General features: G+C 71.9%; 14 protein-coding genes. 1 reads left to right on the forward strand and 13 read right to left on the reverse strand.

Translation table 11 applies throughout. The features are described from left to right. Positions 1-59 precede the first annotated feature (59 nt). Entirely contained in the window at positions 60-2,270 is a 2,211-nt protein-coding gene (locus tag BMW99_RS33225) for an alpha-galactosidase (RefSeq protein WP_069464312.1), read from the reverse strand. Between the two features lie 192 nt (positions 2,271-2,462). On the opposite strand from BMW99_RS33225, the gene BMW99_RS33230 reads away from it, so the two are divergent. Continuing rightward, on the forward strand, positions 2,463-3,278 hold the full coding sequence (locus BMW99_RS33230; protein ID WP_069464317.1) for a tyrosine-protein phosphatase: 816 nt from the start codon (positions 2,463-2,465) through the stop codon (positions 3,276-3,278). Positions 3,279-3,438: 160 nt separating this feature from the next. On the opposite strand, the gene BMW99_RS33235 is transcribed toward BMW99_RS33230, so the two are convergent. From BMW99_RS33235 to BMW99_RS33290, 12 genes are all read right to left on the reverse strand, one after another. After that, on the reverse strand, positions 3,439-4,938 hold the full coding sequence (locus BMW99_RS33235) for an aspartate aminotransferase family protein (protein ID WP_079138532.1): 1,500 nt from the start codon (positions 4,936-4,938) through the stop codon (positions 3,439-3,441). After that, positions 4,925-6,913, reverse strand: coding sequence for a 1-deoxy-D-xylulose-5-phosphate synthase (gene dxs / locus BMW99_RS33240; protein WP_075018099.1), 1,989 nt, complete (start codon positions 6,911-6,913; stop codon positions 4,925-4,927). Before dxs ends, BMW99_RS33235 begins: the two co-directional genes overlap by 14 nt. 195 nt (positions 6,914-7,108) lie before the next feature. Then, positions 7,109-8,137: an adenosyl-hopene transferase HpnH gene (gene hpnH, locus BMW99_RS33245; RefSeq protein WP_069462528.1), complete on the reverse strand. Its 1,029-nt coding sequence runs from the start codon at positions 8,135-8,137 to the stop codon at positions 7,109-7,111. A gap of 5 nt (positions 8,138-8,142) precedes the next feature. After that, positions 8,143-8,757, reverse strand: a complete 615-nt coding sequence (locus BMW99_RS33250; protein ID WP_069462529.1) for a phosphorylase family protein — start codon at positions 8,755-8,757, stop codon at positions 8,143-8,145. A 3-nt stretch (positions 8,758-8,760) separates the two neighbouring features. Then, positions 8,761-10,776 (reverse strand): squalene--hopene cyclase, encoded by a 2,016-nt coding sequence (gene shc, locus BMW99_RS33255; RefSeq protein WP_069462530.1) that lies wholly within the window; start codon positions 10,774-10,776, stop codon positions 8,761-8,763. 99 nt (positions 10,777-10,875) lie between these two features. Continuing rightward, positions 10,876-11,946 carry a polyprenyl synthetase family protein gene (locus BMW99_RS33260; RefSeq protein ID WP_069462531.1) on the reverse strand — a complete coding sequence of 357 codons (1,071 nt, stop codon included), beginning with the start codon at positions 11,944-11,946 and terminating at the stop codon, positions 10,876-10,878. Continuing rightward, the gene (hpnE, locus tag BMW99_RS33265) at positions 11,943-13,382 is read right to left on the reverse strand and encodes a hydroxysqualene dehydroxylase HpnE (protein ID WP_069462532.1); all 1,440 of its coding nucleotides are present in this window, start codon (positions 13,380-13,382) and stop codon (positions 11,943-11,945) included. Before hpnE ends, BMW99_RS33260 begins: the two co-directional genes overlap by 4 nt. Positions 13,383-13,512: 130 nt before the next feature. Then, complete coding sequence (gene hpnD / locus BMW99_RS33270) at positions 13,513-14,445, reverse strand: presqualene diphosphate synthase HpnD (protein WP_069462533.1); 933 nt, start codon at positions 14,443-14,445, stop codon at positions 13,513-13,515. A gap of 8 nt (positions 14,446-14,453) precedes the next feature. Further along, positions 14,454-15,344 carry a squalene synthase HpnC gene (gene hpnC / locus BMW99_RS33275; RefSeq protein WP_176735422.1) on the reverse strand — a complete coding sequence of 297 codons (891 nt, stop codon included), beginning with the start codon at positions 15,342-15,344 and terminating at the stop codon, positions 14,454-14,456. Positions 15,345-15,685: 341 nt separating this feature from the next. Further along, positions 15,686-16,495 carry an ABC transporter ATP-binding protein gene (locus BMW99_RS33280; RefSeq protein ID WP_069462534.1) on the reverse strand — a complete coding sequence of 270 codons (810 nt, stop codon included), beginning with the start codon at positions 16,493-16,495 and terminating at the stop codon, positions 15,686-15,688. After that, positions 16,482-17,411, reverse strand: a complete 930-nt coding sequence (locus BMW99_RS33285) for an ABC transporter permease (protein ID WP_069462535.1) — start codon at positions 17,409-17,411, stop codon at positions 16,482-16,484. Before BMW99_RS33285 ends, BMW99_RS33280 begins: the two co-directional genes overlap by 14 nt. Before the next feature lie 82 nt (positions 17,412-17,493). Next, positions 17,494-18,348, reverse strand: a complete 855-nt coding sequence (locus BMW99_RS33290; RefSeq protein WP_176735423.1) for a glycosyltransferase family 2 protein — start codon at positions 18,346-18,348, stop codon at positions 17,494-17,496. Positions 18,349-18,377 lie beyond the last annotated feature (29 nt).

Here is an 18,377-nt window from a genome sequence, read left to right on the forward strand (position 1 = left end):
CGGATGTGACCTACGCGACCGTAGGGAGGCGTTGACGCGGCGTGATTCATCCCACGGGGTCAACCCCGGCGTAGATGGAATACGGCGGCGTCCAGGTCGCCGCCCAGCGTGGTGCGCAGTCCGTGCTCGGCCAGCACCGCCCCGCGCCGCACCACGCCGGTCGCCACGTCCCGGTAGGCGGCGCCCGGTTGGAGCCCGCGCAGCCGCAGCGGCGCGGCCGGTTCACCGAACCGCTGCGCCTGGAGCCAGGCCAGCACCACCGTGTCGTCGCCGAGGACGTACTGCACGGCGCTGACCCCGCCGTCCCCGGGCGGCCGCAGCCGGTACAGGTCGCCGTCGTGCACCACCGGGCGCACCGACTTGTAGAGGGCGATCCACGAGGCTGCCTCCGCGCGTTTGTGCGCGCCCCACTCCAGCAGGTCGCCGTCCAGGCCCAGCACGCCGGCCATCGCCGTCACGAAGCGGAACCGCATCGAGGCGCCGCGGTGGTTGGGGCCGGGGGCGCGGCCCGCGGTGACGGGCGCGGACATCGCGGACGCCGGGTGCAGCTGGCTGAAACCGTGCTGGACGGCCAGCCGGTCGAGCGGGTCGGTGGTGGCGGAGGTCTCGACCTGGCCGACGCGGGCGAGAACGCCGAGGTCGGTCCGCCCGCCGCCGCCCGCGCCGCTCTCCACGGTGAGGTCGGGGTGGGCCGCGCGCAGCCGGTCGAACAGGGCGTACAGGCCGTGCACATGGCCGGTCCACAGTCGCTGCGGGTAGCGGTCGCCGGGCCAGCCGGCCTCGGTGAACGACCGGCTGACGTCCCAGGCGAGATGGTCGACGGGCGCGCCGTGCAGCAGCGCGTCCAGCTCGCCGGCGACGTGCGCGAGCACGTCAGGGCGGGCGAGGTTGAGGACCAGCCGCCCGGCCTGCTCGGCGCCGCGCCGCCCCGGCTGGCGCTGCACCCAGTCCGGGTGGGCGCGGTGCAGGTCGCCACCCGGTTCGACGGTCTCCGGTTCGACCCGCACACCCAGCCGCATGCCCAGGCCGTGCACCTCGTCGGCGAACTCCTTCAGCGGGCCGCCGCCCGGGAGACTCCCGCCCGGACGGCCGCCGCCGCGTGCGGACCCCTCCTGCGCGCCGAACAGCGAGCCCCGGCACGCGTCCACGACGTACAGCTCCACGCCCATCTGCGCGGCTCTGCGGGCCAGCTCGCGGTGCTGGGCCAGGTCGGGGCCGGGCGCGGCCGCGGCGCCCGCACCGTGCGCCGTGGCGGCCGCCGGGGCCGACGGGCCGGCGGGCGGCCCGGGACGGTAGGCCACGGGACGCAGCGGGGCGGTGTGCGGCGGGCCGCCGGGGAGCACGTGGTCGCGCTGGTAGGCGTGCCAGGCCCGGCTGGCGGCGCCGAAGCCGCCCGCGCTGTAGAGGCCCGCGAAGACCGGGCTGGTGTAGCCGCCGCCGGGCGTGAGGCGGACCAGCCCGGCGTCGTCGTGGCCCGCGCCCCCGGTCACCTGCACGCGGCCGCCGGGCAGCGCGGCGATCGCGATCCGCCACGAGCCGGACCAGGCCAGCGCACCGGACCAGACCTGGCCGTGCTCCTCGCCGGCCTCGCCCTCGTCGAGGGCGAACCACGGCAGGTGCTGGTGGGAGGTGTGGCCGCGGCGGCTGCCGATGACGTGCTCGCCGGGGGCCAGCGGGGCCCGCGCGAGCTGGGTCTCCGCGCCCCAGCGGCCGTGCAGCTGGGACATCCGCCAGGCCGGGCGGTGCGGCAGTGTCCAGGTCGCCGCGTCGGCCCGCAGCAGCTCCAGGGCGGGCGTGCCGGCGTGTCCCACGTGGCCGGCGGTGATCCACCGTTCGACGACGTCGCAGGCGGGACGCAGCCGGTAGTGGAGGGTGAGGTCGAGGTGGTGCAGGGAGTCGTGGAAGTGCAGTCGCAGCTCCTCGCCGTCGGGCCCGGCGGCGATCTCGTCCTCCTCGAAGCACCACTCCGTGCCGCGGACCGGGCCGTCACCGCCCGGCCCTTCGCCGCCGTGCTCCGAACGGACCGACAGGGCGGGCCGGACGAACCGGGGGCCTCCCTCGACGGGGTACTCCTCGCGGCCGTCGAGCGCGGATTCGAAGGGCCGCTCGGCCGGTGGCGGCTCGGCGGCCAGCGCCTCGGCGTCGGGCAGGGCGATCGGAGCGCCCCAGTGCAGGTGGAGCAGCTCGTCGCGGTCGGTGACCTGGAGCGCGTAGGCGCTGCCCGGTCCGGACAGCAGCCAGAGCCGGCCGGATCCCCCCGTGTCGATCATGTCCCGCCCCTTGCTCCGGTCAGACCGCCCGTCGCCCCGGTCAGATCCGGACATCATGGGCCCGGGCACGGCACGGAGCAATGGCCCGCCGGACACATACCGTTCGGTATGTCGTTCCCGTGCTGCCGTATCGTCGTCTGTGGCCGAGCATGAGCGGTGACCGACGACGAAGGAGTGCACGTGACGCAGGAAGTGCGGCAGTCCGTCCCGACCGGGGACGAGTCCGAACTGACCGGGGTGCGCAATTTCCGCGACGTCGGGGGCCTGCCCACGGTCGACGGCCGGCGCGTGCGGCACGGCGTGCTGTTCCGCAGCGGTCACCTCGCCCAGGCCACCGGTGACGACGTCGCCTTCCTCGAGTCCCTGGGCCTGCACACCGTCTTCGACTTCCGCAACCGCGACGACATGGCCCTGGAGGGCCCGGACGCCGAGCTGCCCGGCACCCGCAACCTCAACATGCCGCTGAGCGATCCGGCCGAGGGTGCGGGCTTCTGGCACATCGTGCGCGACGGCGACCTGGCGGCCCTGCGCGAGCTCCTCGGCGACGGCAGGGCCGCCCGCCGGATGGCCGCGGCCTACCGCAAGCTCGTCCTGGAGCGCACCGCCGAGCACTCCCGGATGCTGGCCGAGCTCACCGACCCCGAGGACCCGGCGGTCCCGGCGCTGCTGCACTGCGCGGCCGGCAAGGACCGCGCGGGCACCTCGATCGCGATCATCCTGCTGGCGCTGGGCGTGGAGCGCTCCGCCATCGAGGAGGACTACCTGCAGAGCAACGCCCGGCACCGCCGCTACAAGGTGGTCCGCGGCGACGGCAGCTCGGGCACCGCCATCGACCCGGCGATCACCGAGCTGCTCAGCCCGCTGTTCGAGGCCCGCGTGGAGTACCTGCGGATCGCCTTCGACACGATCGAGGAGGAGTGGGGCTCGGTCGACCGCTACCTGGAGGAGGGCCTGGGCCTCACCCCCGAGCGCCGCGCACGGCTCCAGGAGCGGCTGCTCACGGACTGAGCGCGGCCTGCGGGCGGCCCGCCATCCCCGCGACGGGCCACCCGCAGCACCCGGGCCTCAGGCCCACCGGTCGAACCGCCCGGGCCGGCATCCCGTCCCCCGCGTGCTGTTGTCGTGCCGCGCCCCAGGGCCCCGGCGCCGCGGGGGCGCCGGGGTCGCGTCACCGGTTGGCGACCGCCTGTTTGACGAGCGTCTTGCCGAAGTCCCACATCAGGCCGCCGCCGTCGTGCGCGTCGTCCATGACGTCGGTGAACGCGGTCACGAAGCGGTCGATGTCCGCCTCGTCGACGACGAGCGGCGGGATCAGCTTGATGACCTCGATGTGGTCGCCGGACACCTGCGTGAGGATGCGGTGCCGCTGCAGCAGCGGCACGACGACCATCTGCGCGAACAGGCCCTTGCGGGCGGCCTGCAGCATCGTCCAGCGGCTGCGCAGGCCCAGCGACTTGGGACGGCCGAACTCGATGGCGACCATCAGGCCGCGGCCACGGACGTCCTTGAGCATCTCGTACCGGTCGGTGAGCGCGGCCAGCCGGGTGCGCAGCAGCTCGCCGGTCCGGCGGGAGTTCTCCACCAGCTGCTCGTCCTCGATGACCGACAGGCTGGCCAGACCGGCCGCCATCGCCTGGGCGTTGGAGCCGAAGCTCGCCGAGTGGACCAGCACGCGGTCCATCGAGGAGTAGACCTTCTTGAAGATCCAGTCCCGGCCGAGCGTCGCGCCGACCGGCACGTACCCGCCGGACAGCGCCTTGGCCACCGTCACCAGGTCCGGCTCCACGCCCTCCTGCTCGTACGCCCAGAAGGTGCCGGTGCGGCCGAGGCCGGTCTGCACCTCGTCGCAGATCAGCAACGCCTTGTGCTTGCGCAGCAGTTCCTGGGCCTCGCGCAGGAAGCCCGGCGGCATCATGTGCACGCCGTGGCCCTGAATGGGTTCGACGATCAGCGCCGCCACGTCGCCGCGCTTCAACTCGCGGGCCAGTGCGTCGAGATCGCCGAGTGCGATCTCGGTGTCGGGCAGCAGCGGCGCGAAACCCTCCTGGAAGCCGGGCTCGCCGTTGACCGACAGCGAGCCCGTGGTCAGGCCGTGGAAGGAGTGGGTGCAGTACAGCACCCGGGGCTTCCCGGTGGCGTAGCGGGCGAACTTCAGCGCGGTCTCGACGGCTTCGGTGCCGCTGTTGCCGAAGAAGACCCGGTCCAGGTGCGGGGTGTGGGCCAGCAGCTTCTCGGCGAGCAGGCCGGGCAGCGGCTGGCAGTCGAACCGGGTGAGGTCGGGCAGCCCGGCATCGAGCACGTCGTGCAGTGCCTTGCGGACCACCGGGTGGTGGCGGCCCAGGCCCTGCACGCCGAACCCGGCGAGCATGTCGAGGTAGTCGTTGCCGTCGACGTCCCAGAAGTGGGCGCCCTCCGCCCGCTCGTAGACCTTGTCGAAGCCGATCGTGTGCAGCATGCGCGGCAGTTGGTGGTTGAGGTACCGCGTGTGCAGGTCGTAGCGCTCGCCGCCGCGCTCGGCGAGCAGCGTCGCGAGGTCGAAGCCCTTGGGCTGCCCGCCCGCGTCCGCTCCTGCGGCGTCCGGACCGCCGGCCTCGCGCCCGCCGCCGCCCGTTCCGCCCGCGTCCGGTCCGCCCGCGTCCTGACCGGCCGCCGCGTCAGACGATGTCATCGCTCACCTGCTCCTTGCGTGCGTGGATCCGTTCCGAAGTATGCGCGGGCCGGGCGTGCGGCGGGGCGACGGGGTCGCCGGCCGGTGTGCTGCGCGCGGTCAGGCGGGTCAGGGCCGCGCCGATGCCGCCGGCGATCTCGGCCGGCGTGAGGCCGATGTCGGCGAGCACCTCGCCGCGCTTGGCGTGCGCGAGGAACTGCTGCGGGATGCCGAAGTCGCGCAGCGGCACGTCCACCCCGGCGTCCCGCAGCGCCTGCGCGACGGCCGAACCGACTCCGCCCGCACGGCCGTTGTCCTCCACGACCGCCACCATGCGGTGCCCGGCGGCCAGTTCGGGCAGCGCCGGGTCCACCGGCTTGACCCAGCGCGGGTCGACGACGGTGACACCGATACCGCGCCCGGCGAGCAGGTCGGCCGCGGTCAGGCAGGTCGCGGCGAGGGCGCCGACCGCGACGAGCAGCACGTCGGGCCGCTGGTCGCCGGTGGGACGGTGCAGCACGTCCACGCCGCCGACCCGGTCGATCGCCGGCAGCGGCTCGCCCGCCGTCTCCTTGGGGAAGCGCACCACGGTGGGCGCGTCCTCGACGGTGACGGCCTCCCGCAGCTGGGCGCGCAACTGGTCGGCGTCGCGCGGCGCGGCGATCCGCAGGCCGGGCACGACCTGGAGGATCGACATGTCCCACATGCCGTTGTGCGAGGCGCCGTCCACTCCGGTCACGCCCGCGCGGTCCAGCACGAACGTCACACCGCACCTGTGCAGGGCGACGTCCATCAGCACCTGGTCGAACGCCCGGTTGAGGAACGTCGCGTAGACCGCGACGACCGGGTGCAGGCCGCCGGTGGCCAGGCCGGCCGCCGACGTGGCGGCGTGCTGCTCGGCGATGCCGACGTCGAACACCCGCTTCGGGTAGGCCGTCGCGAACGCCTCCAGGCCGACGGGCTGGAGCATCGCGGCGGTGATCGCGACGACGTCCGGCCGCTCCCGGCCGATGCGGACCATCTCGTCGCTGAACACCGAGGTCCAGGACGGCCCTTGGGACGGCGCCAGCGGCATGCAGGTCAGCGGGTCCATCGCACCCACGGTGTGGAAGCGGTCCGCCTCGTCCTGCTCGGCGGCCGGGTAGCCGCGGCCCTTCTCGGTGATGCAGTGCACGAGCACCGGGCCGTGGAAGCGGCGGGCCCGGCGCAGCGCGGTCTCCATCGCGGCGATGTCGTGGCCGTCGATCGGGCCGACGTACTTCAGCCCCAGGTCCTCGAACATGCCCTGCGGGGCGAAGGTGTCCTTGAAGCCCTTCTTCGCGCCGTGCAGCGACTCGTACAACGGCCGGCCGATCACCGGGGTCTGCTGCAGGACCTGCTTGCCCCAGTCCAGGAAGCGCTCGTAGCCGTCGGTGGTGCGCAGCGTGGCCAGGTGGTTCGCGAGGCCGCCGATGGTGGGCGCGTAGGAGCGCTCGTTGTCGTTGACGACGATGACCAGCGGGCGGTCCCTGGCGGCGGCGATGTTGTTCAGCGCCTCCCAGGCCATGCCGCCGGTCAGCGCGCCGTCACCGATGACCGCGACGACGCGGTCACTGCAGTGCCGCACCTCGTTGGCCTTGGCCAGGCCGTCGGCCCAGCCCAGCACGGTCGAGGCGTGGCTGTTCTCGATGACGTCGTGCTCGGACTCGGCCCGCGAGGGGTAGCCGGACAGCCCGCCCTTGCTGCGCAGCTTGGAGAAGTCCTGGCGACCGGTGAGGATCTTGTGGACGTACGACTGGTGGCCGGTGTCCCACAGGATGCGGTCGGCGGGCGAGTCGAAGACCCGGTGCAGCGCGATGGTCAGCTCGACCACGCCGAGGTTGGGGCCCAGATGGCCACCGGTTCTGGCCACTGCCTGGACGAGGAACTGCCGGATGTCGGCGGCCAGTTCGTCGAGCCGGCCGTCGGGCAGCGCCTTCAGGTCGCGCGGGCTGTGGATGTTCTCCAGCATCGACATGTGCAGACCTCGTTCCCTGTTCCCTGCCGGTGATGCGGTGTGTCCTGTGAACGTCCCCGTGGTGTCCCGTACCGCGTGCTGCCCCCGTGACGCGGGTGAGCGGCCGGCGGCGGGTACGCGTGCGGGCCACCGGTGCGGCGTCGCCGCCGCCGGTGACCCGTACGCGTCCAGCCGGTCAGCCGCTCACCCGGGCCGTCACTTCGCGCGGTTGGACGCGACGGTCTCCCGGGCGGCGCGCAGGGACTCCTTGAGGGAGCCCATGGTGGCCAGCACGGCCGTCGGCTCGTAGCCGCAGTGCGCCATGCAGTTGTCGCACCGCTCGTCCTTGCCGCGCCCGTACTTGTCCCAGTCGGTCTTCTCGATCAGCTCCTTGTACGTCGGCACGTAGCCGTCCGCCATCAGGTAGCAGGGACGCTGCCAGCCGAACAGGGAGTAGTTCGGGATGGCCCACGCGGTGCACGGGAAGTCGGCCTTGCCCTCCAGGAAGTCCAGGAAGAGCGGGCTGTGGTTCAGCCGCCACTTGCGCCGGTTGCCGTCGCCGAACGCCTTCTTGAACAGCTCGCGGGTCTGCTCCACGCCCAGGAAGTGGTCCTGGTCGGGGGCCTTCTCGTAGGCGTAGGCGGGCGACAGCATCATCTCGTCGACCTGCAGGTCGTCATTGAGGAAGTTGAGCACCTCGATGATCGTCTGCGGGGTGTCGGTGTTGAAGAAGGTCGAGTTCGTGGTGACCCGGAAGCCGCGCCGCTTGGCCTCCTTGATCGCCTCCACGGCCTCGTCGAAAGTGCCTTCCTTGGCCACCGACTCGTCGTGCCGCTCTCGCATGCCGTCGATATGCACGGTAAAGGCGAAGTAAGGAGACGGCGTGAATTTGTCGATCTTCTTGCGGAGCAGCAGGGCGTTGGTGCAGAGGAAGACGTACTTCTTCTTCGCCACGAGCTGACGCACGATCTCGTCGATCTGGGGGTGCATCAGCGGCTCGCCGCCCGCGATCGACACCATCGGCGCACCCGATTCCAGCACCGCGCCGACGGCCTGTGCCACCGGCATGCGCTGCTTCAGCACCCCGGCCGGGTGCTGGATCTTGCCACAGCCCTCGCATTTGAGGTTGCAGGCGAAGAGCGGTTCGAGTTCGACGATGAGCGGGAACTTTTCGCGTCGCCTGACCATTTTCTGTTCGAAGAGGTACGACGCGACACGGACGGTCTGACGGAGCGGCATAGCCATCTAGCTCACCTCCAGGGGAGCGCGGTAGTGCGGTGCCATTCGAGAAAGGCGGGAACGAGATCTCTGAGCACCCGGAACGCAAGGATTCCGGTGCGAAGCGTGCCGACGCGGACGAGTTCGTACTCGGGCGTGTCGACGACCACGCGGGCCGCCGCGATGCGGTGCGCCCCTTCGGCCAGGGCGGCACGGCGCATCGCGGCCGATTCCATGTCCACGGCGATGGCACCCGTCGCCGCGAGAGCGGTGCGCTCGGCGCCCCGCACGACATGGTCGGACTCGGCCAGGGTGCCGGTGTGCACGGTGTGCCCGGTGTCCGCGAGGGCCTCCTTGAGCGCGGCGGCCAGCGCCTGGCTCTCGTGCCCGTCATCGGCGACGACGACGTCCCCCGGCCGCATGCCGGGCGCGAGCCCGGCACAGAAGCCGGTGGTCAGGACGGCGGCGTCGGTGTTGCGCGGATCATGCAGGGCGGTACGGACGGCCCGGTCCGCGGCCTTCGGTCCCATGCCGGTACGCAGCACGGTGACCTCGTCCGCGGAACTCCTGGCCGCTCCCCTGCGCAGCGCGAAGCGCTCGATGCGCAGGGCGCACACCACCAGCAACGGTGGCTGGGTACGACCCACGAACTAGGCTCCCTTCTCGGCGGCGGCATGGCCGACGCCGGCGGTTCCGAAAGGCTCGGACCGCACGTAGCGGCCGAGCGCGGTCAGCGGGAACACCATCCGGTAGAGGTGGTAGTTGATCGAGAAGTCCCGCGGGAATCCCGTACCCGTGAAGTACGGCTCGTCCCAGGAACCGTCCGCCAACTGGGTGTCCACCAGCCAGCGGACGCCGCGGGCCACGGCGTCGTTGTCCCGCTCCCCTGCCGACAGCAGCGCGAGCAGCGCCCAGGCCGTCTGGGACGGCGTGGAGTGGCCGCGGCCGATCCATTCGGTGTCGGAGTAGGACCGCAGGTCCTCGCCCCAGCCCCCGTCCGCGTTCTGCACCGACTCCAGCCAGTCGACGGCCCGGCGGATCGCCGGGTGGGAGGCGGGCAGTCCGGCCGAGGCCAGCGCCGGGACGGCCGAACCGGTGCCGTAGATGTAGTTGACCCCCCAACGGCCGAACCAGGCGCCGTTGTCCTCCTGCTCCGACAGCAGCCAGTCGATGCCGCGCCGGGTGTGGTGGTCGTGCTCCAACCCGAGCGCGGCCATCATCTCCACGACGTGCGCGGTCACGTCCGCCGACGGCGGGTCGATGACCTCGCCGAAGTCGCAGAACGGCAGCCGGTTGGGGTACGGGCTGGTGTTGTCGGCGTCGAAGGCGCCCCAGGCGCCGTTCCTGGACTGCATGCCGACGTTCCAGCGGACCGCACGGTCGATCGCGGAGTCCACCCGGGCCTGGTCGGGGTGGGCCACCCGGCGCAGTGCCAGCACCACTTCCGCGGTGTCGTCGATGTCCGGGTAGTTGTCGTTGTGGAATTCGAACGCCCATCCGCCGGGTGCCAGTTGCGGGCGCTGCACGGACCAGTCACCGGGCCGCGTGATCTGCTCCTCGAGCATCCAGTCGGTCGCCTTGACCAGCGCCGGGTGGTCCGCGTCGACACCGGCGTCGGCGAGCGCGATGACGGCCAGGCAGGTGTCCCAGACCGGCGACTGGCACGCCTCGATCATCCGCATGCCGTCCTCGGGCCACACGGCGAAACGATCCAGCGAGTCCAGGCCGGCTTTCAGCACCGGGTGGTCGAGGTCGTAGCCGAGCAGGTGGAGGGCGATCACCGAGTACACGGCGGGCGGCTGGATGCCGCCCCAGCAGCCGTCCGCCTCCTGCCGCTCGATGATCCAGCGGGCACAGGCGTTCATCGCGGTCCGGCGCAGCGGCCGGACGCTGAACCGGCGGTAGAGGTGCAGCGCCTGGTCCAGGCGCTGGAAGACACCGTCCCAGCTGGTGATGGGGGCCTTGCGGCGCCGGGGGTTGGGGTCCGCCGCGTTCACGTGCAGCTCGTCGATCCCGAAGGGCGCCGGGCGGACCGGGCGGTGGGCGCCGACGACGGTCAGCGGCACGATCGTCTGCCGGGCCCAGCAGCCGAACGAGTAGATGTTCAGCGGCATCCACTTGGGCAGGTAGATGATCTCCGGCGGCAGTTCCGGCAGGTCGTCCCAGCTCCACCAGCCGAACAGGGCCAGCCAGATCCGGGTGAACACCCGGCTGGACGCGACGCCGCCCTCGGCCCTGGCCCATTTGGCGGCCAGCTGCATGTGCGCCTCGTCGGGGGTGTCCCCGGCCAGCCGCAGCGCGACGTACGCCTCGACGGTGGCCGACAGGTCGCCCGGGCCGCCGTGGAACGTGGGCCAGGCGCCGTCCTCGCGCTGCTGCGAGCGGATCCAGCGGGCCGAGGCGGCGGTCACCTTCGCGTCGCTGATGTTGAGGAACTGCCGGAGCATCAGGTCCTCGGCGTCCATCGTCACGTTGGTTTCGAGGTCGCCCTTCCACCAGCCGTCAGGGTGCTGCCGTGCCAGGAGGTGGTCTGCGGCGCGCTGCACGGCACGCTGCGCCGCCGCCTCGGGTCCGCCGGTGGGAACAGGGTCCGGCGCCGAGGTGCTGCTGGCCGAAGGTGTCCGGTGGGTTGGCGTACCTGGACTGCCATCGGTCGTCGCTGTCATGGCTTCCCCTTTGCAGTTGAGACTTCTGCGGTGCCGGGGGCGGCCGTCGGCCGTCACATGAGAGGGTCGGGCGACGTCGTGCGCTCCACGTTGCTGTTGTTACTTCTCGCGGACCACCACAAAATCCGCAAGACCTACAAGCTTGTCGTGTACATCTTCGGGCATGTCCACGGTGTCCAGCGCGGCGATGGCGGTCGCGTACTGCCTGCGGGCTTCCTGCGAAGTCCACTCGCGACCACCTGCCTCTTCGATCAACGCCGCGCGCATGGCGAACTCTTCCTCGCTGAAGGCATCGTTTTCCGGATTCTTCGCGTCTGCCGCCAGCAGTTCACCCAACCGCTCGGACGCCGAGCCGCCCGCGGCCAGTGCCGCGACGACCGGGAGGGACTTCTTGCGCTGCCGCAGGTCGCTCCAGGTCTGCTTGCCGGTGGTCGCCGGGTCGCCCCAGATGCCGAGCAGGTCGTCGATCGCCTGGAACGAAAGGCCCAGGTGGTAGCCGTAGTCCTCGAGCGCGTCGGCGTCGGCCTCCGAGGCCCCGCCGAGCACCGCGCCGATGGAGGACGCGCAGGCCAGCAGCGCGCCGGTCTTGTTGCCCTCCATCTCCAGGCACTCCTGGACGGTGACCCGCTCGCGGTGCTCGAAGGAGATGTCCTGCGCCTGGCCGTCGATCAGTTTCCGGGTGGCGGTGGTCAGTCGGCGGGTCGCCCGGCCGGCGTCGACCGTGCCCTGCTCCAGCAGGATCTCGTTGGCCAGCGCCATCAGGGCGTCGCCGACCAGGATCGCCTGGGCGGGGCCGTGCACCTTCCAGACCGTGTCGCGGTGCCTGCGCTGCTCGTCACCGTCCATCAGGTCGTCGTGCAGCAGCGAGAAGTTGTGCACCAGCTCGACGGCCACGGCGCCGGGCACGCCGGTCTCGGGCGGGGCCCCGGCGGCCTGCGCGGACAGCAGCGCCAGCGCGGGACGGACGGCCTTGCCGCCGTCGCCGTCGGCCGGGCGGCCGGTCTGGTCGATCCAGCCGAAGTGGTACGCGGCAACGGTGTCCATCGGGGGGACGAGGCGGGCCGCGGCGGCGCGGAGGACGGGGGTGGTCAGGATGCGGCCGTTTTCCAGCAGCTCGATGACGCTGTCAGCGGTCACGATGTCTCCTCTTGTTGCACCAATTGCACTCATGCCGCCTCCAGGACGCCGTTGTTGCCGGGCAGACCCAGTGCGGACAGGGCTTCCCGGGATGCCTGCAGTCCGCTGCGCACCGCGCTCTCCATCGTCGCGGGCCAGCCGGTGGCGGTCCACGCCCCGGCCAGGAGGACGCCGGGGTCCCGGGTGACCGGGCCCGGCCGCAGTGCGCCGACGCCCGGCGTGGGCGCGAAGGTGGCCGTCCGCTCGCGCGTGACGAAGAAGTCGCGGACCTCCGCGCCACGGACGGCGGGAAGCAGCCGCGCGAGTTCGGGCAGGTAGCGGTCGCGCAGTTCGGCGACCGGCAGATCGATCTCGTCCTGGGCGGCGGACTGGGACAGCGCCAGATACTGGCCGCCGCCGGTCAGTCCCGAGCTTGCGGTGCGGTCGAAGACCCATTGGACAGGGCTGCCGAGAGCCGCGACGAACGGCTGGTCGAGCACCTGTCTGTCGTAGATCACATGGACATTGAGGATCGGCGCGGTGCCGATCCGCAACAGCTTTTCCGGGTCCTCGACGGCTCCGTCGGGCAGCAGGGCGTGCGCCTCACGTTGAGGGACCGCCAGCACGACGGTGTCGGCCTCGAGTTGTTCCGTGCGCCCGGGGCCGGTCTCCACGGTCACCCGGCGCAGCGCGCCGTCGGACGTGATCGCGGCCGCGCGCGAGCGCAGCAGGACCCGGACGCCGGCGGCCTCGAGCGCCGCGCCGGCCCGGCCGTGGTGCAGGTCGCCGAGCGGCGCCGACGCCCAGCCGATGTCGGCGGCGCCGGGGTCGGACAGCAGGCCGGTCTTGAAGACCATCGCGGCCAGGCCGAGCGACGCGTCGCCGGCGGTGGCGTTGAGGGTGGCGACGCCGACCAGGTCCCACAGCGCCTCGACGGTGCGTGCCGACTGGCCGTGCTCGGCGAGCCAGCTGCCGAAGTCGATGCCGTCCAGGGCCGGGTCGGCCGGGTCGAGTCCGCGCAGGGCCAGCGCGGCCCGCCCCACCGAGGCGCGCTCGCGCAGCGACAGGTGCGGGTAGCGGGCCAGGCTCGCGGCCAGGTGCAGCGGCACCGGCAGCGCGGCCCGGCTGAGCCGGCCGGCCCGCCCGGTGGCGGCGTCCACCACCGGTACGTCCAGCCGCTCCTGAAGGGTGACCAGGTCGCGGGCCGCGATGCGGTCCAGGAACCACTGGTAGGCGGTGCAGCAGCGCAGGAAGACGTGCTGGCCGTTGTCGACGGCCAGGTCGCCGCGCCGGAAGGAGAACGCGAGCCCGCCGAGCCGCGGCCGGGCCTCGGTGAGCGTCACCCGCACACCCGCGTCGGCCAGCGCGAGGGCGGCCGTGGTGCCGGCCAGGCCGCCGCCGATCACCACGGCGCGCCGGCGGCCGCGGTCGCCGGCCGGCGCGCGGCCGGCCGGTGACTCGTCGCTGGTGCTGCTCTGCGTGGTGGTCATGCGCCCTCCCGTCGGGCCGCGCCCCTGGGGGTGCGGCGGTCCGTCGCGGAAAGTGACGCGGTGCGCGTCGCCTGGGTTGCCTGGTCGTGGAGGTGCCGTGTTGCGGTGTCCGCGCCCTCGCGGATCGGTGTCACACGTCGCTCCGGGGGCCGCGGGCGATGCGGCGGGCGTCGAGCCCGGCGAGGCCGCGGACTGCGACGTACGCCTTCTCGCGTCCGGGCAGCGACACCCGCCCGCGCAGTATCGCCATCGGGTCGGCGGCGATCCGCTCCAGCAGGCGGCGGTAGATGCCGGCCATGGCCGCCACACAGGCGCCGCTCCTGCGGTCCAGCATGGGCAGCAACTGGTAGCCGGTGGCGAACAGCTGACGGGCCCGGCGGACCTCGAACTCGACCAGACCGGTGAAGTCCGAGCCCGGCGGCGGCGTGTCGCCGTGGAATCCGTCCGCGCACCCGAACTTGGCCAGGTCCTGCGCGGGCAGGTACGTGCGCCCGTTACCGGCGTCCTCGCGGACGTCCCGCAGGATGTTGGTGAGTTGCAGGGCGAGGCCGAGCGTGTCGGCGTATTCGGCGGCACGTTCATGATCGTGCCCATTCGCGGTGCCGAAAACGCCCAGGGAGAGCCTTCCGATCGCACCTGCCACACATCGGCAGTACACGGCCAGATCGTCCCAGGTCTCGTACGTTTCACCCCGAACGTCCATCTGGACGCCGTCGATGAGTTCGTCGAGGCCGTCGAGCGGCACCGGGAACCGGGCGTTGACGTCGGCCAGCGCCACGGCGACCGGGTCGACGTCGTCCTCGGCCACGTCGCCCGCGCGGACGCGCACCAGCACCTCGCGGGTGGCGTCCAGCCGGCGGACCTTCTCCGCCGGGTCCAGGTCGCCGTCGCCGATGTCGTCGACGCGACGGGAGAAGGCGTAGAGCGCGGACATGGCCTGCCGCTTGGGTGTCGGCAGCAGGCGGATGCCGTAGGCGAAGTTGCGGGCCTCGTGTCCGGTCACGACCTCGCAGTACCGGTACGCGGCACTTACCAGACCGGACGTGTGGGCGGAACCGTTCATGGTCCGGCTCACCCCTCTCTTCGCAATGTCGACCCCACCTCGCGCAGCAGCCCGGGCTTGGTGGCCTTGGGCGCACCGGCCAGGACGTCGTAGCCCGCCGCCTCGACCGCCTTCAGCGCGGCCCGCCCGCCGCCGACGAAGCCGGCGAGCAGTAGCCGAAGCCTGCCACGGACGCTGCCCACCAGGGGAGTGCCTTCATCCAACAGGTCCCGGGCGCGCGCCGCCTCGAAGGCGATCAGGTCGCGTACCCGCTTGCTCGCGGTGGGGGCGGCGAGATCCGCCTCCTCCACCGCGAAACGTTTCATGTCCTCCGCCGGCAGGTAGATCCGGTCCCGGCCGAGGTCCTCGGCGACGTCCTGCAGGTGCTCGACGATCTGCAGCGCGGTGCACACCGCGTCGGAGCGGCGGATCCGTTCGGGCGTGGAGGTACCGGTGAGGGACAGCACCAGCCGGCCGACGGGGTTGGCGGACAGCTCGCAGTAGGCGAGCAGATCGCCGTAGGTGGGGTAGCGCGTGACGCTCTGGTCCTGGCGGTTGGCGGCGACCAGGCCCAGGAACGGTTCGGGGGTGAGCCGGTGGCGCCGCACGGTGGGGCGCAGCGCGAGCAGCAGGGGGTGTCCGGGGGTGCCGCCGTCGAAGACGCGGCGCAGGTCGGCCTCGAACGCGTCGAGCATCGCGGTGCGGTCGCCGGCGGCCTCGGGGTCCAGGCCCAGGCGCACCGCGTCCTCGCGGCCGCCGCCGGCCAGGTCGCCGTCGCCGATGTCGTCCACCAGGCGGGCGAAGCCGTACACGGCCATCAGGTCCTGGCGCCAGGCGCGCGGAAGGAACACCGGTGCCACGGGGAAGTTCTCGCGCGCGGCCTTGTCCAGGACGGCCTGGGACGTGTCGTCCCCGGTCACTGTGCGGATCCCGGTACGCAGGCGGCGAGCGTGCCCCGGCACAGCATGGTCCCGATCTTCATGGCCGCCACATCCCCCGTTCTACACCGCCCGGACGAATCTTCCCATTTCGGACACGCCGCACCGGGAGTCGCGCACACCCCGTCTCGCTCATGGCCCAGGCACCGAGTACCGGTACAGCTTACGTCCGGGCACCTCCCGGCGTACGCCGGGGGCGTGACAGGGCGGTCGCGGCATCCGTTGCGCCACCCAACCATTCTCAACACACCGCCCCCGCCGGATCATCCGGCGGGGGCGGTGGTTTCAGGCAACGGTACGGTCAAGAAAGGATGAAGGAGCGGTCACTTGCCGGTGTGCTCTTCATAGGCCTTGATGACGTCGTCGGTCGGACCGTCCATCAGCAGCTCGCCCTTCTCCAGCCACACCACCCGGTCGCAGGTGTCGCGGATGGAGGCGTTGTTGTGGCTCACCAGGAAGACGGTGCCCGCCTCCTTGCGCAGCTCGCGGATGCGCGCCTCGGATCGCCTCTGGAACGCGCGGTCGCCGGTGGCCAGCGCCTCGTCGATCATCAGCACGTCGTGGTTCTTCGCCGCGGCGATGGAGAACCGCAGACGTGCCGCCATACCCGAGGAGTAGGTGCGCATCGGCAGCGAGATGAAGTCGCCCTTCTCGTTGATGCCGGAGAAGTCGACGATGTCCTGGTAGCGCTCGTCCACCTCCTGCTGCGACATGCCCATGGCCAGGCCGCCGAGGAGGACGTTGGTGCTGCCCGTCAGGTCGTTCATCAGCGCCGCGTTGACGCCCAGCAGCGACGGCTGGCCGTCGGTGTAGATCTTGCCGCTCTCGGTGGGCAGCAGACCGGCGATGGCCCGCAGGATCGTGGACTTGCCCGAGCCGTTGGAACCGATGATGCCGATCGCCTCGCCGCGGTACGCGGTGAAGCTGACGCCCTTGACCGCGTGCACCCGGCGGATGTTCGGGTTCGCCTTGCGGGACATCAGCCGGGCGAGGGCCGCGGTCGCGCTGCCCTTTCCGGTGCCGGCGCCGTAGACGGTGTACACGATGTGCACGTCGTCCACGATCACGGTGGGGACGCGCGAGCTCGTGGCGGGAACGGCGTCCGCGACGGTCTGCTGCTCAGCCACGGCCATAGGACTCTTCAGCCTTCCAGAAGTAGATGTAGCCACCGACACCGACCAGCACCGCCCAGCCCACGGCGCTCGCCCAGATGTGCGGCGGGAGCTGTGCCGAGGTGACGCTGTCGATCAGCGCGAAGCGCATCAGGTCGATGTAGACCGCCGCCGGGTTGACGTCCAGCAGGATCCGCACGTAGTGGGGGGCGTGCGCGGTCAGGTTCGAGATGCTGTACATCACGCCGGACGTGTACATCCACGTCCGCAGTATGAACGGCATCAGCTGCGCGAGGTCCGTCATCTTGCTGCCGAGCCGGGCCATGATCATCGCCAGGCCGGTGTTGAAGATCCACTGGGTGATCAGCGCCGGGATGATCAGTATCCACGACGCGTCCGGCACCTCGCCGGTCATCAGGACGATCGCGATCAGCACGAACATCGACATCATCAGCTGCTGGAGCTGCATGAGCGTCAGCGCCACCGGCATCGACGCGCGCGGGAAGTGCAGCGCGCGGATCAGCCCCAGGTTGCCGGCGACCGCACGCACACCCGCCATCACCGAGTTCTGGGTGAACGTGAAGATGAAGATGCCGGTGACCAGGTAGGCGATGAAGTTGTCGATGCCCTTGCTGGTACCGATGAGCAGACCGAAGATCAGGTAGTACACGGCCGCGTTGAGGAGCGGCGTCATGACCTGCCACAGCTGTCCCAGGCGGGCCTGGGTGTACTGGGCGGCGGTACGCGCCTTCGCGAACTCGTTGATGAAATGTCGCCGGCCCCACAGCTGCCGGGTGTACTCCGCCAGCCCGGGCCGGGCACCGCTGACGGTCAGGCCGTACTTGGCCGCCAGCTGGGCGGGGCTGAGGCCTTCGTCGGCCGAGGGAGCCGCCAGGGCACCAACGGCGACCGCACCATCGTGCGTTGTCTCGCTCACAGTTGACACTTTCGTCCTCAAGGTGCGCTCCGGGGGCAGGGGGATTCCCGGACTGCGCCTGATGCTCTCAGGTCTGAGCTTGTCAGATGATCGGGGGTCGGCCTAGTCGGGTCAACCGCCACACCGTACGCCACCGCATGGGCCGGCGTTCTCCGCAGGATGTGGTCCACCCCTCGCGGAAGCCGCCGATCCACGCGCGCAGCGCCTGGCGTGAAGGTCGTCGCACCAGGGTCAGCGCGAACCACACGCCGAGGTACACCGGGACCAGGGGCCACGGCAGATTGCGACGGGCCAGCCACACCCGGTTGCGGGCCACCAGCCGGTGGTAGACCGCGTGCCGGGCCGGGGACGTGGCCGGATGGTGCAGCACCAGATCGGAGCGATAGTCGATCATCCAGCCGGCGTCAAGAGCACGCCAAGCCAGATCCGTCTCCTCATGGGCGTAGAAGAACTCCGCGGGGAGCGCGCCGACCTGCTGGATGACGCTGGTGCGCACCGCGCACGCGCCGCCCAGGAAGGTCGTCACCCGGGAGTCCCGCATCGGGTCCGCGGCCCGCAGCCGCGGCACGTGCCGGCGCTGGGTGACGCCGGTCTCCGGGTCGGCGATCCGGAAGCTGACGATGCCCAGCCGGGGGTCGGCCTCGAAGGCGCGCCGCACCAGTTCGCCGGTGTCCTCGCACGGCAGCAGGCCGTCGTCGTCCAGGAACAGCACCACGTCGACGTCCCGGCCGCCCGGCCCGAACAGCTCGATGCCCACGTTGCGGCCGCCGGGGATGCCGAGGTTCTCCGGGACCTCGGCGGTGCGCAGACCGCCGGGCACGGGAGTGAGCGCGGGCAGCGGGGAGCCGTTGCCGACCACGGCCACCTCGATGGCCGGGCCCTGCTGCTTGGCGACCGAGTCCAGCAGGTCCTGCAGCTCCACGGGCCGGTTCCCCATGGTGATGACGACCGCGCCGACCCTCAGCG

It is taken from the genome of Actinacidiphila rubida (genome assembly GCF_900110255.1).
In the GTDB taxonomy this organism is placed as follows: domain Bacteria; phylum Actinomycetota; class Actinomycetes; order Streptomycetales; family Streptomycetaceae; genus Actinacidiphila; species Actinacidiphila rubida.

What these genes read in the sequence shown, in the direction of transcription:
- BMW99_RS33235 (WP_079138532.1), bottom strand. Translation starts at nt 4,938, where the DNA reads ATGACATCGTCTGACGCGGCGGCCGGTCAGGACGCGGGCGGACCGGAC.
- BMW99_RS33290 (WP_176735423.1), bottom strand. Translation starts at nt 18,348, where the DNA reads ATGGGGAACCGGCCCGTGGAGCTGCAGGACCTGCTGGACTCGGTCGCC.
- shc (WP_069462530.1), bottom strand. Translation starts at nt 10,776, where the DNA reads ATGACAGCGACGACCGATGGCAGTCCAGGTACGCCAACCCACCGGACA.
- dxs (WP_075018099.1), bottom strand. Translation starts at nt 6,913, where the DNA reads ATGTCGATGCTGGAGAACATCCACAGCCCGCGCGACCTGAAGGCGCTG.
- BMW99_RS33280 (WP_069462534.1), bottom strand. Translation starts at nt 16,495, where the DNA reads ATGGCCGTGGCTGAGCAGCAGACCGTCGCGGACGCCGTTCCCGCCACG.
- hpnD (WP_069462533.1), bottom strand. Translation starts at nt 14,445, where the DNA reads ATGAACGGTTCCGCCCACACGTCCGGTCTGGTAAGTGCCGCGTACCGG.
- hpnH (WP_069462528.1), bottom strand. Translation starts at nt 8,137, where the DNA reads ATGGCTATGCCGCTCCGTCAGACCGTCCGTGTCGCGTCGTACCTCTTC.
- BMW99_RS33225 (WP_069464312.1), bottom strand. Translation starts at nt 2,270, where the DNA reads ATGATCGACACGGGGGGATCCGGCCGGCTCTGGCTGCTGTCCGGACCG.
- hpnE (WP_069462532.1), bottom strand. Translation starts at nt 13,382, where the DNA reads ATGACCACCACGCAGAGCAGCACCAGCGACGAGTCACCGGCCGGCCGC.
- BMW99_RS33260 (WP_069462531.1), bottom strand. Translation starts at nt 11,946, where the DNA reads ATGAGTGCAATTGGTGCAACAAGAGGAGACATCGTGACCGCTGACAGC.